This is a genomic window from Acidithiobacillus sp., from assembly GCF_027322205.1.
In the GTDB taxonomy this organism is placed as follows: Bacteria; Pseudomonadota; Gammaproteobacteria; order Acidithiobacillales; family Acidithiobacillaceae; genus Acidithiobacillus.
Map to the genome: position 1 here is coordinate 1 of NZ_DAHVHY010000055.1, position 12,796 is coordinate 12,796.

Sequence of the window (12,796 nt, forward strand, 5' to 3'; positions counted from 1 at the left end):
TCACAGACCAAGACCTTCCGAGCAAAGCGCGACGCGGAAGCATGGGCACGGGGCATTGAATCAGAGATGGACCGTGGCATCTGGCGGGATCGGTCTGAAGCAGAGAGCACTACACTCAAGACGTGCCTGGAGCGATACCTGGCGGAAGTCACCCCGAAGAAAAAATCCAAAGGTGAAAGCTGGTACGTCAAAGCATGGATGGCGCGCCCCATCGCGTCCCGCTTCATGGCGTCGATACGTGGGAAGGATCTGGCGTCTGAGATCAGGGCTATGGAAGCCGAGGGCAAGAGCGCCAATCACATCCGCCTGCACCGTGCGGTCATCTCTAATCTGTTTAATGTCGCACGCCGTGAGTGGGGCATGGAATCCCTGGAAAATCCGGCGGACTTTGTGAGTAACCCCAAATTGCCACAAGGACGGGATCGACGGTTGGTCGATAACGAAGAGGAAAGGCTACTGGCAGAGTGTGACAAGTCACGCAATCCATGGCTGCGCCCATGCGTTATCTTCGCCATCGAAACCGCCATGCGGGCAGGCGAGATCGTCGAGACGTGGAAGCAGGATCCATCCGGTGCGCTGGATGCCGACGGGAAACACCTGCAAATCAAGGTCAGCGTCGGCCTGCAATGGTCAGAAGTGGATCTGAAAAAGCGCACCGCGCACCTGCCCAAGACGAAGAACGGCAACGCCCGCGATGTGCCGCTGTCCAGTCGTGCCATAGCAACGCTGGAAGCCCTGCCGCGCAATCTGGACGAGCGGGTGTGTTCGGTACTACGTATAATGGCATCCATGAATCCTACGTGCGCGCCTGTCGCCGGGCAGGCATCACCGGCCTCACCTTCCACGATCTGCGCCATGAAGCCACCAGCCGCTTGTTCGAGAAAGGCTTCAACCCCATGGAAGTTTCCACGATTACCGGCCACAAGACATTGCAGATGTTGAAACGATATACTCATCTCAGGGCGGAGGATCTGGCGAAGAGGATGGGATGAATGATGATCAGCTTAAGCACTTATTTCAAGGCTGAGCAATATCCGATAGCAGGCGATCCGTCTCTGCCTTGACCACGGCATAGCATTCGCAGGCACGTTCTTCCAGTCCTGCACGATCCAGCACGGTAATGTGGCCCCGTGTATAATCTATCAAGCCCTCTTTGTTCATCTGTCCGGCGACCACTGAAACGCTCTCACGGCGCACACCGAGCATATTGGCAATCAGTTGCTGAGTCATCACCAAACGATTGGATGGCAGACGGTCGAGACTCAGCAGCAGCCAGCGGCAAAACTGCTGATTCAACGTATGATGCCGGTTACACACTGCAGTCTGCGCCATCTGCGTTATCAATGCCTGCGTGTACTGCAACAGGAGTCGCTGGAATGGGGCGTCATGTGCGAATTCATTCATCAGGGCTTGGCCGGGCAGTCGATAGCCGTAACCAGCGCTCTGCACAACCGCTTGGCTGCTGGTCACCCCCCCCCCCAAGGAAGAGAGTAATGCCGACAACACCTTCATTGCCGATCACAGCGATTTCTGCGGAACCGCCGTCCTCTGTCTCGTACAGTAGGGACACGATGGACGTGGTAGGGAAGTAGGCATGTTGTATGGGTCGGCCAGATTCGTAGATCATCATGCCCAATGGCATCTGAACCCGCTCCAGTTGGGGAAAGAGGGCTGCTGCGCGATCATCGGACGGCAGCGCTGCAAGTAGATAGTTCTGTCGCGGGTCGTGCGCGAAAGACATAGGCGGCGGCTCCTAACTTACTTTGGTTTTGATAACGTAGAAATTATAGCATTTGGCCATCTGGTTGTGGTTGTACCCTGCTGCAAGCGTCGGCAAGTTGGCGCGTGCGCTGGCTGGTCGTTACGCGGTAACGAGCCGTCCACAGGGCGGTGGGATTTGTGGGGAAGGCGGGATGCGTGGCCCCTCGTTGATCTTCGAGGGGTGTCTGTATCCTCATCAAGAACAGCGATGACCTCGAGGCTCACCGTTATAGAGAGTTTTTTGAACTTTCCTACACTCTGCCAAGAAGAAGTAGTATAATTAATACGACAAGTATTACGCCAACGATACCACTCGGACCATATCCCCAACTTCTGCTGTGTGGCCATGCTGGAAATACGCCAAACAGAATCATAACGAGTATCACTAGAAGAATTATGCCAATCATGTCAAGTCCTCACGTAGGTAACCATTAATGTGGTACTACTTAACCTCCTAGCGTCCTGTCCTGTTTATTATACCAATCGAGCGCCTTGTCTAAATGCTTTATATCAAAATCAGGCCAATATTCATCTCTAATATAGAAATCTGCATACACCGATTGAACAGGAAGAAAACCGCTTAACCTCCGCCCCCCGCCCCAACGTACGATCAAATCTATGCGTGAGACGTCACTTGAGCGCAGACCACCACAGCCAAGACCAGCCAGGTCCCATTCCCAACCGTAGTTGACCAGAAAATTCACTTTCATCCCAGAACCACGGCGCTGCCGAAATTCCTTTAACGCATCAGGGAATTGTACCGATGTCTCATCGCCAACAACAAGCAGTGCTGCTGCGCCGCACCGTGCAACTTCAAAGGCAAATTTAACGCAGGCCTCTCTGAATGCTAGCGTCTGGATTGTGACTCGCCGAGTGTTGTCCTGAGTAAACCCATAGACAGACACCTCGCCGATCCCATACTCCCTACACCTTTCGAGCAACAGTAGCCCAGGGTTCACGCCGTGCGCATAGCCGGCTTCTTTCCGTAGACCTTGGCTAGTGGCCCAGCGACGGTTCCCGTCCGGGATAAATCCAACATGTCTCGGAATATTTCTTTTCACCATGGGCTCCCTTTGTCTATCCAGTTAACGCCCAAGCAGAGATCATCACTCTACAATGAGCCGAATGCGCACTCCATGACCGCATCAAATGCAAGGAGTTATAACTTGACGGCTGATGTTCATCACGTAATTTTCGCAACTCCCTTGCATGTAATAATTATATCCCTGGAACCAGATAGGCGAGGCTTGTTTGCACACTACGGTGTACTGTCCCATCCAGAGTGTAGCATAAATCAGTGACGCCACCATTCTAATCATAAAACACCGTGTATTATCTTCTAGACCATTTCAGACAAGTAATATGTGCTCCAGCTAACATATTGGACTGAAGCATACGGCCACCGCATATTAGATGACGGAACGTTACGAGAAATGGGGCCTGACGCTTGTCAAGCCGCCTGCTTGCGTGGCAGGTTTCCGGTATCTGCACAAAGGCTGATGTTGAGCACTTAACAAACGAATCATGATATAGAAAGTTAACGCAATTGTGTTAATTGGCGCACAGACGCAAGATATATTCTGCCTGCAGACTATAATGCGTAAAACGAGATTACCTCAGGGAAACTGCTGGATCTCGGAGAGTTCATTCGAAACTACATACAGAAGGAGCCATACCATGAATCGTCGTCTTATCACCATGATCTGTGCCATCGCTATCGGAACCAGCCTGGTCGCCCTTCAGGCGGTTGCCGCAACAGCAGGCCCAATGATGGGGGCTGCACCCAGCGCTACCCAGCAAAACCAATCCATGATCCAAATGAAGGCGCACTTGCGGCACGAGCAACTTGAACAGCGGCAAATGATGAAGCGAGAAGCCTACCTAAAAGCACACAAGAACGAGAAAGCTGCTGCCATGGAGACCAAGCGGATACAAACCGGAAAAGCGGAGATTGTCAAACTGAAGCATGAAATGTCTTCCGTAAAGGCAAAGACCACCAAAAACTAGGCACCATCGTTGAGTACACCGCACTCGCCCTGTCTGGCAACAAGGATAGAAGGTGGATGATAAAATGGCTAAGTGGTACCGCACGCCGGATATCGCTGGAGGGATAGAGAAATGACTCCTTTAATTTATGTGGTATTGATTCTGATAATCGTCGGAGTGGTTCTCTGGCTAATTAACAGCTTCATACCTATGGCCTCTTCGATTAAGTCGATATTGAATATTGTAGTGGTTATTGTTGTAATCATGTGGTTGCTCAGTTATTTTGGCATATTTCATCTGCATTCCGGTTAAAGAGCGAACACAGAAAGGGTGCTTCTTCTCGATATTTCAATCGAGGGCACAGAATGTTTACGAATAGTGAAACATGGAGGCAATCATGAACAGAGATCAGGTAAAAGGCCGCAATAAAGAGGCTACAGGCAAGCTCAAAGAAGAGATTGGTAAACTTACCGGCCGCAAAGAGCAGGAACATGATGGGGGAGTAGAAAAAATCAGAGGGAAAATTCAGGGCAGCTTTGGAGATTTAAAATCCAAGCTGTCTAAATAACCAATATTAATGAGGAGAAGCACTATGAACTATGAAGAACGTGATCCTTATGGGATATACAAAAACAGAGCATCCGCTACTACCGGGACCCGCATAGGGAATGATTACGTTCCCGCGCTAATGGGTGCTAACACGCTCATTGGCAACGACGTCTATAACCAGAAGGAAGAAGATCTCGGTAGCATCAAGGAGATCATGCTGGACATGCGTAGTGGAAAGGTCGCCTATGCGGTGCTTTCGTTCGGGGGATTCCTGAGCATGGGAGAAAAACTGTTTGCGGTACCGTGGACTGCGCTTACGCTCGATACGACGAACAGGCGGTTCATTCTGAACGTAGAGAAAGATTACCTGAGAGACGCGCCCGGATTTGACAAGGACCAGTGGCCTAATATGATAGACCGCGCCTGGTCAGAATCCATAGATGCATTTTATGGTGCAGCCGCTCACACGGATGATCGGGGCTTTGGTGGTCGCGGAATGTAATCGAACTCATCCCAGCATATTTCAGGTGCGCTCAGCCCTACCGGCCCTAAGTACAGGAGCACCCTGGGCATTCTGATTATGCTCCCGCGATGGTGTGCCGGATTCAATCTCTGCGGGTCAGATTCCCCTCTGCTTGCAGCGAAATCCATCAAAGAGTGGCAGAGAGAATACCCCGCAGCTTGCTGCGGGGATTTTTATTTCTACTAGGTAAACCTTGCGCTGCGCGTCGACCTCCACTTCGATGGTTTGCAGCACGACTCAATCCTCTGAATCGCCTCTGAATCGGCTCTTACTGAGGATATATCATGAAAACATTTGAATGCGCGAATTGTGGCCACCTCATATTTTTTGAAAATGAACAATGTGTGCATTGTGGTGCACAATTAGGATACTTGCCGGATCAGCGCACAATGGCGGTGTTTGCAATTAAACCAGATGGGACGTGGGAGCCATTAGGTATACCTCTTGCACGGAGTTATCAACCATGTCGCAACAATGTGAAAGAGCATGTTTGCAACTGGATGGTTTCAATAGAGGATAAAAAATGTTTGTGCCGAAGTTGTCGCTATACCGAAATTATTCCAACATTGAGTTTGCCTGGTAATGCCCATTACTGGTATCTGTTGGAGGCTGCAAAACGTCGCCTTTTCTATTCACTGGACACTCTCGGCTTGCAAATTCCCAGTCGGACAGATGATCCGCAGAACGGGCTCACTTTTCAATTTCTTGAGGATACGCCGACCATAAAAGTCTTAACTGGGCATAACTCAGGACTTGTCACCTTGAACATTGTTGAGGCAGATGACGCTGAACGTGATGCGCGGCGCACGTCAATGGGCGAACCTTACCGTACCCTGCTAGGTCATTTTCGGCACGAAATTGGGCATTTCTATTGGGATCATCTAATTGCCAATGGTCCTTGGCTGACGCCATTCCGCACGATATTTGGCGATGAAGAGCAAGATTACCAGGAGGCCCTGCGGTTACATTACGAGTCCGGGACCCCTGTGGACTGGCAATTGAATTACATCAGCGGTTACGCCAGCATGCATCCTTGGGAAGATTGGGCAGAAAGCTGGGCACATTATTTACATATCGTGGACACTCTTGAAACCGCCCATTGTTGGGGTGCACGTATCCATGTCAATAATCAGCCGAGCACATCAGTTTCTACCGTGGGATCGGAGATGGAATCGCTTACATTTCGGAGTCTGCTGATTAATCAATGGCTACCTCTGACACAGTTTCTTAACAGTATGAACCGTAGTATGGGCCAGCAGGATATGTATCCATTTGTTTTACCAGACACCGTCATTAACAAATTGGCGTTCATTGATCATTTAGTCCGGTCTTCAAGAAACATAGGATTCACGAGTTGGCCTCCACCCTTCGTTTCTTAGCGCATTCAGTCCGAAGCAGAGCAGGATATTCCTGCAAGGAGCCCACCATGGTTAAACACTTTACAGAAGACAGCGACCTGACTCCGACCTATGGCTCACGCACTATGGACAGAGTCATATCTAAATATCGACTGCCCGATGAAGAGATGCCCGCCCAGACGGCCTACCAGCCCATCCATGATGAGCTGATGGTGGATGGTAATGCGCGCCTGAATCTGGCCACTTTCGTCACCACCTGGATGGAGCCCGAAGCTGAGAAGCTCATGGCGGAAACCTTCGATAAAAACATGATCGATAAGTTGCATCAGTTTGTCTGGTGGTCGATGGCCGGGCAGGTCTAGATGGCCTGATTTTTCTGGGTTCTGTGTCCACCGTTTTGTGTTATTTTGAGACGTTACGATATTTCATTCCAAAATGGCCTGCATCTTGGCCATCACTTCGCTGACCACGTAATCAGGCATCACCTCGACAAACTTACCGCCTCTGGCAATGAGATCAACGGTACGTGATTGGTTGCTCATCACTACCCCGTGTGTGGCTGTTCCAGAATCCATCAATGAGACCGCAAAGCCCGCAAATCTTGCCTGGTTGCCGCCTTGGGTGACAGGACAAACCAACACCAGACCTGAGCGATTGAAAGCTTCTGTCGATACTACCACCATCGGGCGATGGCCCTGTTGTTCTCGGCCTACCGTTGGATTGAGGTCGGCCTGCCAAATTTCCCCGCGTCGTGGCCACCGCATCAAATATCCTCAAGGCCTACGGGCGGTGCATCCATCCACTCACGATCTTCCGCGCTCATGGGTTGCGTGAAATCGCACTGTGACAGCAGTTCGTCCAGGCTGTAACGCTTTTGCGCGGGTCTTACCACCAGTGCCCCGTCCTCAATATTCAATGATACCGCTTGCCCTTCTCCGACGCCCCAGCTCCGCACTGTAGTCGCGGGTATGCGTAGCGCCATGCTGTGGCCCCACTTCTGAATTTTAGTCTGGCTCATATCCACCCCCGTCAATGAATCTACATTGTAGCTTCATTTTAACGCTGATGCAAAGCTGGTCAGTTCTAGGGGGTCTACACCCAAAACCGCGGAATCTTTTTTACCTTTGAAAAAGTGGACGAGTGCCCAGACGAAATCACCTCACACCCACAACCCTTCGCGGTACATTACCTAAGTGACAGTCAATTCATGTGTTATAAAGCGCACAGACATACTCCACAGAATACCTTACATTGCGCATGGGTCGTATCATTATTGACTCATCCTATCTAGTTTATTATACCTTAATAAAAGGAGACATCACATGACTCAGGAAACAATGAAGGAGACATCGAAAATGAAGCCACAGGAGCATCATAAGGAAGCTGCTGAGCACCATGAGCGGGCAGCGAATCACCACAAGGAAGCTAGTAAGCTCTATGAAACAGGTGATCCTATAGGTGCCGCGCACCAGGCACATTCAGCTGACGGACATTCGACTTTTGCCAAAGAGCATGAAAAAGAAGCGAGCAAGAAACACGCCAGCACATTCGGCGTTAAGAAATAATAAACAACTTACTCGGCTCTGGCCCACATAAATTGTGGGCCTTTTATTGTGTGTGCCTGGCATGCTGTACCTGCTAGTGTGGTTCTGATACTGGAACACCTCAAACGCTTTCAGGCTGGGCAGGATCGCATTGAGCATAAACTGGAAGAAATCGTGAGCCGTTTGGGAAATCTGGAGATTAGCATCGCTATCATGCGCCGAGACTTCGCCCATTCCGAGGAAAACGCGGCGGCCACGGCGGTTGGAGTTGGTCTAAACGCGTGTGTTCAGCCGCGCTGTTAAAGACAGAAAACAAAAAAGCCCGGCACTTGGCTGGGCGTGTGAGTGGTTAGTAACGGAACGGTTTTTAGTGGATCTGGGGTAACGCGACCGCCACCAAAACAACAATTAGGGCAACAATCAGCACCCATTCCAGCTTGGTGAGACCTTTTTCATTCGTGTTCATCGGACTTGCTCCATTATGGTCAACCAGGACATCATAGCTCCACCCCGTTTCCGCTTACCAGTTGTCATTTCCATCAGCCCGAAGTGAACTAGCACGCCGCCATCCTCATAGCTTCCATGGTACCGCATGTACCCAGCGATGATCAGGCCACCGGCCAGTCAAATCCTCATACAGATTGGTATCTTGGGATGAGAAAAACACGCATGAAACGCCCCGCTAGTGTCTGTGTCGCCATCCCAAGCGAACAGCGCATACTCAAATCCCTGCCAGAGCGAATAGCCTGGAGCGTCCGTCTATAACCCCGATTGACCAGTCACAATTTTGCTTGATAATGCCCATATATTGCATAGTGATACCATCAACCACAGGCAGTTGAGAAAAGAATGTTTGTTGTAACAGGTGCAGAACCTCTTTTCGGCTTTGATCAGATCTAATGGCGGTTACGGGCATTTTCAAATCAGAGGCCGCAGCGATACCCATGGTGCGCGTTAGCAAGCCCGCCATCCAAAGCTTTTCTGACGAAATTACGCCGACGAGCTTACCACTGTGATCGACCACATAGAGATTTTGTGGAGCATTATCGGCGGTCATCCACTGCACAAGCATGCCATAGCTGGCCGACGCTGGCACAATATTCAGCGATGGGGTGATCAGATCATTAAACGCGGTATGTAAAGGACGCTTTGTGATTTGCTCAATAAAAGGCTGAATGCTGGCAGGACCCGATTCAATGGAACGCATATCCAGTAAACGCGCCGTGATGATGGCACCTGCGATAGCCAACAGAATAGGGACCATGATAGCCATCGTATTGTGGGTGAGCTCCAGAAGCAACACTGCCGCCGCCAGGGGGGCCTGCATCGTTGCAGCGAGTACTGCGCCGGCACCGATAACCGCATAGCTCCCCATTGGGGTTCCGGGCCAGATAAAAGACCATAAATCGCCCATAGCACCGCCAAATACCGCGCCGTAGGTAATGCTGGGTGTAAAGAGTCCACCCGGGGCGCCGCTACCGAGACATCCGGCTGTCACCAATGGTTTCAGCACAAAAAGAATCAGCATCAGGAGCAACGGGAGTTGATTGCTAAAGGCAAACTCAGTGATATCCAAACCGTTCCCCAAAAGTTGTGGATAGGGAATGGCGAGAATGCCAAGCAGGGCAAACATGGGTAGTGGTGCCCACATGGGCCATCCAGACTGTGGTTTATGGGCATCCACCCAAATAATGAGCCGCACAAACAAAACGGACATGACCCCAGCCACTGGCCCGAAGAGAAGGGTCCAGAGCAGCTCTCCCAGATGGAACGAATAAACCGGTATAGTGTAGGTGGGCTGGTTAGGCAGCGTGATCCAGGACACCGCTGTAGCAATCAATGCAGCGGTCATGGCAGGCAAAATAAGCGGTAAAGCAACAGTGCCCAGCAGGACTTCCAGCGCAAAAAGCGCGCCCCCGAGAGGCACGTTGTAAATAGCACCCATGCCGGCACCGGCGCCACAAGCCGCGAGAAAACGGGTTTCTGCCGATGTCAGGCGTCCCCACCGGGAAAGCACACTGGCAATTGCCAACCCTACCTGCTTGGGTGCGCCCTCCCGTCCGAGTGAAGCACCCATCCCCACAATGGTCATAGAAAGCATGGCCTGAACTATGGTGTGCCAGAAGTTCACGCGTCCGGATTGAAACCAAATAGCGTGGACAATGTCGCTGTTAGCGCCATGAGACAACTTACGCAACAGCCAAACCATAAAAGTCGCCAGCAGTCCGGCTGCGATCAATACGGCCAACCGATGCCATGCGGACACTTGTGCTACCGCCGTCTGAAAATAGCCCTGTTCATAGTTATAGCTGACATGCTGGACGGTCGTCAGTAGGGCCATCAAGCCATCTGCTCCCAGTCCGGCACCGATTCCTGTAATAACAATAAGCAGCCAGAATTTTGGGCTGAAAGTCAGGGCAGAAGAATCGAAGGCATGAGCGTGCGGCAGGAAAATATGACGCACAATGGTCGAGAACCTATTCAAAGGAAATAGTACTTAGTCATTCTGCGATCCCGGTTATAACTCCATAAAATTGGAGGGTTGTGTCATGTTTGTCAGTTGCGATCTGAGATCAGCGTTGCCTCCATAAAGGAGATTACCCTCCGTCACCATTGACCAGAAACCATGATTTAGTTATGAATGAGGAGTGGTATCTTGCCACCCTGATCAGTAGGCAGTATGTCTATCCACGCTATCAAGCGAAATGAGCAATCCTCGTCAGTCATGTGTTCCATAACGTTTGCTTTTGGATTCATTGTATTACCAAATCCCAGGCGGCTACTGGGCGGTTCTTACCCCGATGAAACCATCGCACGCCGTACTCCCGCCGGCACTTTCACTGTGGCCGGTACATTCTCCTTCTGCCCCTCAAAAACTTCCCGCGCAAATAGATACCCCAATACCAGTAGCACCACATTGACAAGCGCCAAGCAAAAACCGGCGACAAGTACGCCCCACCCCCATCCCCAATGGTGCACCGGCGATTCGATAAAGCTGGGCACCATACCCAAACCCATGAACGTGACAGAGGGTGGGACGTTTTTGAACAAGGCCGTAATGGATTGATGCGAAAGTAGGCCGAATCCTGGATGGCCCACCGCGAGCGCAATGTAAAGCATGAACAGGAACCATGGGGATGCTGAAACCAGTTGATCGGCTTGGGCGGTCTCAAAGAATGACCGAATCCAGGCCGGTATTTGGGTCCATAGGAGATTGGGGGGCGTCGATTTAATAACCCCCATCGCGTACCCCATGTTCTGCGATAAATGCCCCACTACCATGATAATGAGGCCAATCACCAGTATGTAAATAAAAATATCGCGGGCCAGGTGGAAGGTGTCTCTGACGCAGGCGCGCAGTATCTCCCAAAAGTGGTCGCCTGAATGATGATCCGCGCTCCGTGCCCACGACATGACCATTCCCCCAATGAATACACTGACAAAAGCTGATATAAAAGGTTGCGGCACGAAGGACAACAGAACCACGAGAACCGTCACACCCGTAAAACCCATCGGATGGCGGCGTATCAGGTCCAGCGCATCCCGTGGCCAGCGATACCACCAGCCGGGATCCACTTCGCGCGGGGTGAGCGCAGCATTGCTCATGTGGTTCGGTTTTTTTTCAATGGTTGTGGCATGGCCATGGCCTTTTCGAGTGACCCAGAAATTAAGCATAGGCAGCCGTTGCCGGCCTGTGTAGACAAATATGGCCGAACAACCTGCCGTCTTTATAGCACTCGCCTGCAGAGATCCTGCGCTGCACAGCAAGTGTCTCCATCTGAATCGGCATTTTACCCATGTTACCCAGCACAGGATAGGGATCGGCAAGCGTAAGAAAGATGTTCACACTGCTTATTCCATTTCCAACTCATTGAATCAGGGGCTATGAGGGAAGGTAAACCAAGCGCGACGTATCATCCGTGCTTTGCATCACATAGGATAGACAACCGTAAACCACCGACCACCCACCTTATTCCAATTAGCGTTATAAACAGTGATAATATGCCATGTTTTTCAGGGGGGTCATGGCATGGCACGTCCGGCAGGTGGAGTAGAGCATGTGGTGACGGCACGAGAGTTGTTGCGCAGCGGGTGGTGACGTTTCATGCCAGTCCAAAGGTGAAGGAGAAGTGCTGAACCGGCTTGCCGTGGACGGTGCCCGTCAGACTTTTATCAATTCGTGCATGAGTGCATACATCTCTTCGGCAGATAAGCCGAGGATGCCATCAGTGATTGCCCCCTTGTGTTTCCTGTGAGTTGGTGTTGTTCATATTCGCCAGTCTTTTTATGTCCTGGAGGATGGCGTTGTGCTGGTCTTTTTGCTGTTCTCTGAGCGGCGCTGGGGTTTGGGGGTAAGGCATAAAAACAAAGCCGACTTCACACCAGGATCATGCTCGCTCGCGGGACTCGGTTCAGGTTGCGCAGAACGGTGAGTTTCGAGAAAAGCTGGACTACCGCCCACCCAACAGAGTAGGATTTAATCCCATTATGATGAAAGGAGTCAGTCATGCGAACCACTCAGCAAATGAGCATTACCCTGCCCAACGACATGGCAGACGTGGTGAAGACCAAGGTACGCTCTGGCGAGTACGCCAGTGAGAGTGAAGTGATCCGGGACGGACTGCGGGCGCTGATGGCGCGGGATCGCGCTGTGGAAAGCTGGCTATACAACCAGGCCGGTCCCGCTTATGACGCCTTAAAGGCTGATCCATCCCGCGCCGTCAGCATTGACCAGGTGCGTGCCCGCTTGGCCGCCGAACACGCCAAGACACGATGAGCTATCGCGTCGTATTCAGCCCGGAAGCCCAAGAGCAACTAACCGAGCTTTACCGCTATATCGCCAAGGCGGCATCGCCCGATATTGCTGCGCCATACACCGACGCCATCGTGAGCTACTGCGAAAGTCTGCGCACGTTTCCCCTTCGCGGCACCAGACGCGATGACGTGAGGCCCGGCTTGCGCATCAGCAACTACAAGAAGCGGGCAGTGATCGCCTTCGACGTGGACACCGATGTGTGGTTTCCATCATCGGCGTTTTCTACGGCGGGCAGGACTATGAAACGATCCTGCATGAC

18 protein-coding genes are annotated in these 12,796 nt (G+C 51.5%); 10 read left to right on the plus strand and 8 right to left on the minus strand.

All coding sequences use genetic code 11. The annotated features are described in order from the left end of the window. Positions 1–626 precede the first annotated feature (626 nt). The gene (locus tag M7F93_RS08790; RefSeq protein WP_298172108.1) at positions 627–992 is read left to right on the plus strand and encodes a tyrosine-type recombinase/integrase; all 366 of its coding nucleotides are present in this window, start codon (positions 627–629) and stop codon (positions 990–992) included. Positions 993–1,017: 25 nt separating this feature from the next. Here M7F93_RS08790 and M7F93_RS08795 read toward each other — a convergent pair whose 3' ends face one another. The 4 genes from M7F93_RS08795 to M7F93_RS08810 form a co-directional block, all read right to left on the minus strand. Next, positions 1,018–1,404, minus strand: coding sequence for a Crp/Fnr family transcriptional regulator (locus tag M7F93_RS08795; protein WP_298172112.1), 387 nt, complete (start codon positions 1,402–1,404; stop codon positions 1,018–1,020). Next, positions 1,397–1,741: a cyclic nucleotide-binding domain-containing protein gene (locus tag M7F93_RS08800; protein WP_298172117.1), complete on the minus strand. Its 345-nt coding sequence runs from the start codon at positions 1,739–1,741 to the stop codon at positions 1,397–1,399. Before M7F93_RS08800 ends, M7F93_RS08795 begins: the two co-directional genes overlap by 8 nt. Positions 1,742–2,012: 271 nt before the next feature. Beyond that, the gene (locus tag M7F93_RS08805; RefSeq protein WP_298172120.1) at positions 2,013–2,168 is read right to left on the minus strand and encodes a DUF3309 family protein; all 156 of its coding nucleotides are present in this window, start codon (positions 2,166–2,168) and stop codon (positions 2,013–2,015) included. A gap of 39 nt (positions 2,169–2,207) precedes the next feature. Beyond that, positions 2,208–2,825 (minus strand): undecaprenyl diphosphate synthase family protein, encoded by a 618-nt coding sequence (locus tag M7F93_RS08810; protein WP_298172124.1) that lies wholly within the window; start codon positions 2,823–2,825, stop codon positions 2,208–2,210. 613 nt (positions 2,826–3,438) lie between these two features. Between M7F93_RS08810 and M7F93_RS08815 the strand changes: the two genes are divergently transcribed. The 6 genes from M7F93_RS08815 (at position 3,439) to M7F93_RS08835 (ending at position 6,539) form a co-directional block, all read left to right on the plus strand. Further along, positions 3,439–3,768, plus strand: coding sequence for a hypothetical protein (locus M7F93_RS08815; protein WP_298172128.1), 330 nt, complete (start codon positions 3,439–3,441; stop codon positions 3,766–3,768). A gap of 111 nt (positions 3,769–3,879) precedes the next feature. Beyond that, on the plus strand, positions 3,880–4,059 hold the full coding sequence (locus tag M7F93_RS11965) for a Thivi_2564 family membrane protein (protein WP_366144747.1): 180 nt from the start codon (positions 3,880–3,882) through the stop codon (positions 4,057–4,059). Positions 4,060–4,144: 85 nt separating this feature from the next. Next, positions 4,145–4,315, plus strand: a complete 171-nt coding sequence (locus tag M7F93_RS08820; RefSeq protein ID WP_298172131.1) for a CsbD family protein — start codon at positions 4,145–4,147, stop codon at positions 4,313–4,315. Between the two features lie 24 nt (positions 4,316–4,339). Continuing rightward, complete coding sequence (locus M7F93_RS08825; protein WP_298172135.1) at positions 4,340–4,798, plus strand: PRC-barrel domain-containing protein; 459 nt, start codon at positions 4,340–4,342, stop codon at positions 4,796–4,798. A gap of 305 nt (positions 4,799–5,103) precedes the next feature. Beyond that, a complete protein-coding gene (locus tag M7F93_RS08830; protein WP_298172138.1) occupies positions 5,104–6,198 on the plus strand; it encodes a zinc-binding metallopeptidase family protein in 1,095 nt (364 codons plus the stop codon). Positions 6,199–6,245: 47 nt separating this feature from the next. Continuing rightward, the gene (locus M7F93_RS08835; RefSeq protein ID WP_298172141.1) at positions 6,246–6,539 is read left to right on the plus strand and encodes a pyridoxal-dependent decarboxylase; all 294 of its coding nucleotides are present in this window, start codon (positions 6,246–6,248) and stop codon (positions 6,537–6,539) included. 63 nt (positions 6,540–6,602) lie between these two features. Here the strand turns inward: M7F93_RS08835 and M7F93_RS08840 are convergent, their stop codons facing one another. Together M7F93_RS08840 and M7F93_RS08845 are read right to left on the minus strand one after the other, a co-directional pair. After that, entirely contained in the window at positions 6,603–6,941 is a 339-nt protein-coding gene (locus M7F93_RS08840; RefSeq protein ID WP_298172144.1) for a type II toxin-antitoxin system PemK/MazF family toxin, read from the minus strand. Next, entirely contained in the window at positions 6,941–7,195 is a 255-nt protein-coding gene (locus M7F93_RS08845; protein WP_298172147.1) for an AbrB/MazE/SpoVT family DNA-binding domain-containing protein, read from the minus strand. Before M7F93_RS08845 ends, M7F93_RS08840 begins: the two co-directional genes overlap by 1 nt. A 304-nt stretch (positions 7,196–7,499) precedes the next feature. On the opposite strand from M7F93_RS08845, the gene M7F93_RS08850 reads away from it, so the two are divergent. Then, positions 7,500–7,742: a hypothetical protein gene (locus tag M7F93_RS08850; RefSeq protein WP_298172150.1), complete on the plus strand. Its 243-nt coding sequence runs from the start codon at positions 7,500–7,502 to the stop codon at positions 7,740–7,742. Between the two features lie 700 nt (positions 7,743–8,442). Here M7F93_RS08850 and M7F93_RS08855 read toward each other — a convergent pair. Continuing rightward, entirely contained in the window at positions 8,443–10,062 is a 1,620-nt protein-coding gene (locus M7F93_RS08855) for a chloride channel protein (protein ID WP_298172153.1), read from the minus strand. 452 nt (positions 10,063–10,514) lie between these two features. Beyond that, the gene (locus M7F93_RS08860; protein ID WP_298172156.1) at positions 10,515–11,396 is read right to left on the minus strand and encodes a hypothetical protein; all 882 of its coding nucleotides are present in this window, start codon (positions 11,394–11,396) and stop codon (positions 10,515–10,517) included. 832 nt (positions 11,397–12,228) lie between these two features. Between M7F93_RS08860 and M7F93_RS08865 the strand changes: the two genes are divergently transcribed. Beyond that, on the plus strand, positions 12,229–12,498 hold the full coding sequence (locus M7F93_RS08865) for a ribbon-helix-helix domain-containing protein (protein ID WP_298172159.1): 270 nt from the start codon (positions 12,229–12,231) through the stop codon (positions 12,496–12,498). Then, positions 12,495–12,796, plus strand: a 302-nt coding sequence (locus M7F93_RS08870) for a type II toxin-antitoxin system RelE/ParE family toxin (protein WP_298172162.1), incomplete at its 3' end; no start/stop codon positions are given. The genes M7F93_RS08865 and M7F93_RS08870, both read left to right, overlap by 4 nt.

Coding starts and splice junctions, on each gene's coding strand:
- M7F93_RS08790 (WP_298172108.1), top strand. CDS start 627: ATGGTCAGAAGTGGATCTGAAAAAGCGCACCGCGCACCTGCCCAAGAC.
- M7F93_RS08795 (WP_298172112.1), bottom strand. CDS start 1,404: ATGAATGAATTCGCACATGACGCCCCATTCCAGCGACTCCTGTTGCAG.
- M7F93_RS08800 (WP_298172117.1), bottom strand. CDS start 1,741: ATGTCTTTCGCGCACGACCCGCGACAGAACTATCTACTTGCAGCGCTG.
- M7F93_RS08805 (WP_298172120.1), bottom strand. CDS start 2,168: ATGATTGGCATAATTCTTCTAGTGATACTCGTTATGATTCTGTTTGGC.
- M7F93_RS08810 (WP_298172124.1), bottom strand. CDS start 2,825: ATGGTGAAAAGAAATATTCCGAGACATGTTGGATTTATCCCGGACGGG.
- M7F93_RS08815 (WP_298172128.1), top strand. CDS start 3,439: ATGAATCGTCGTCTTATCACCATGATCTGTGCCATCGCTATCGGAACC.
- M7F93_RS11965 (WP_366144747.1), top strand. CDS start 3,880: ATGACTCCTTTAATTTATGTGGTATTGATTCTGATAATCGTCGGAGTG.
- M7F93_RS08820 (WP_298172131.1), top strand. CDS start 4,145: ATGAACAGAGATCAGGTAAAAGGCCGCAATAAAGAGGCTACAGGCAAG.
- M7F93_RS08825 (WP_298172135.1), top strand. CDS start 4,340: ATGAACTATGAAGAACGTGATCCTTATGGGATATACAAAAACAGAGCA.
- M7F93_RS08830 (WP_298172138.1), top strand. CDS start 5,104: ATGAAAACATTTGAATGCGCGAATTGTGGCCACCTCATATTTTTTGAA.
- M7F93_RS08835 (WP_298172141.1), top strand. CDS start 6,246: ATGGTTAAACACTTTACAGAAGACAGCGACCTGACTCCGACCTATGGC.
- M7F93_RS08840 (WP_298172144.1), bottom strand. CDS start 6,941: ATGCGGTGGCCACGACGCGGGGAAATTTGGCAGGCCGACCTCAATCCA.
- M7F93_RS08845 (WP_298172147.1), bottom strand. CDS start 7,195: ATGAGCCAGACTAAAATTCAGAAGTGGGGCCACAGCATGGCGCTACGC.
- M7F93_RS08850 (WP_298172150.1), top strand. CDS start 7,500: ATGACTCAGGAAACAATGAAGGAGACATCGAAAATGAAGCCACAGGAG.
- M7F93_RS08855 (WP_298172153.1), bottom strand. CDS start 10,062: ATGGCCCTACTGACGACCGTCCAGCATGTCAGCTATAACTATGAACAG.
- M7F93_RS08860 (WP_298172156.1), bottom strand. CDS start 11,396: ATGCTTAATTTCTGGGTCACTCGAAAAGGCCATGGCCATGCCACAACC.
- M7F93_RS08865 (WP_298172159.1), top strand. CDS start 12,229: ATGCGAACCACTCAGCAAATGAGCATTACCCTGCCCAACGACATGGCA.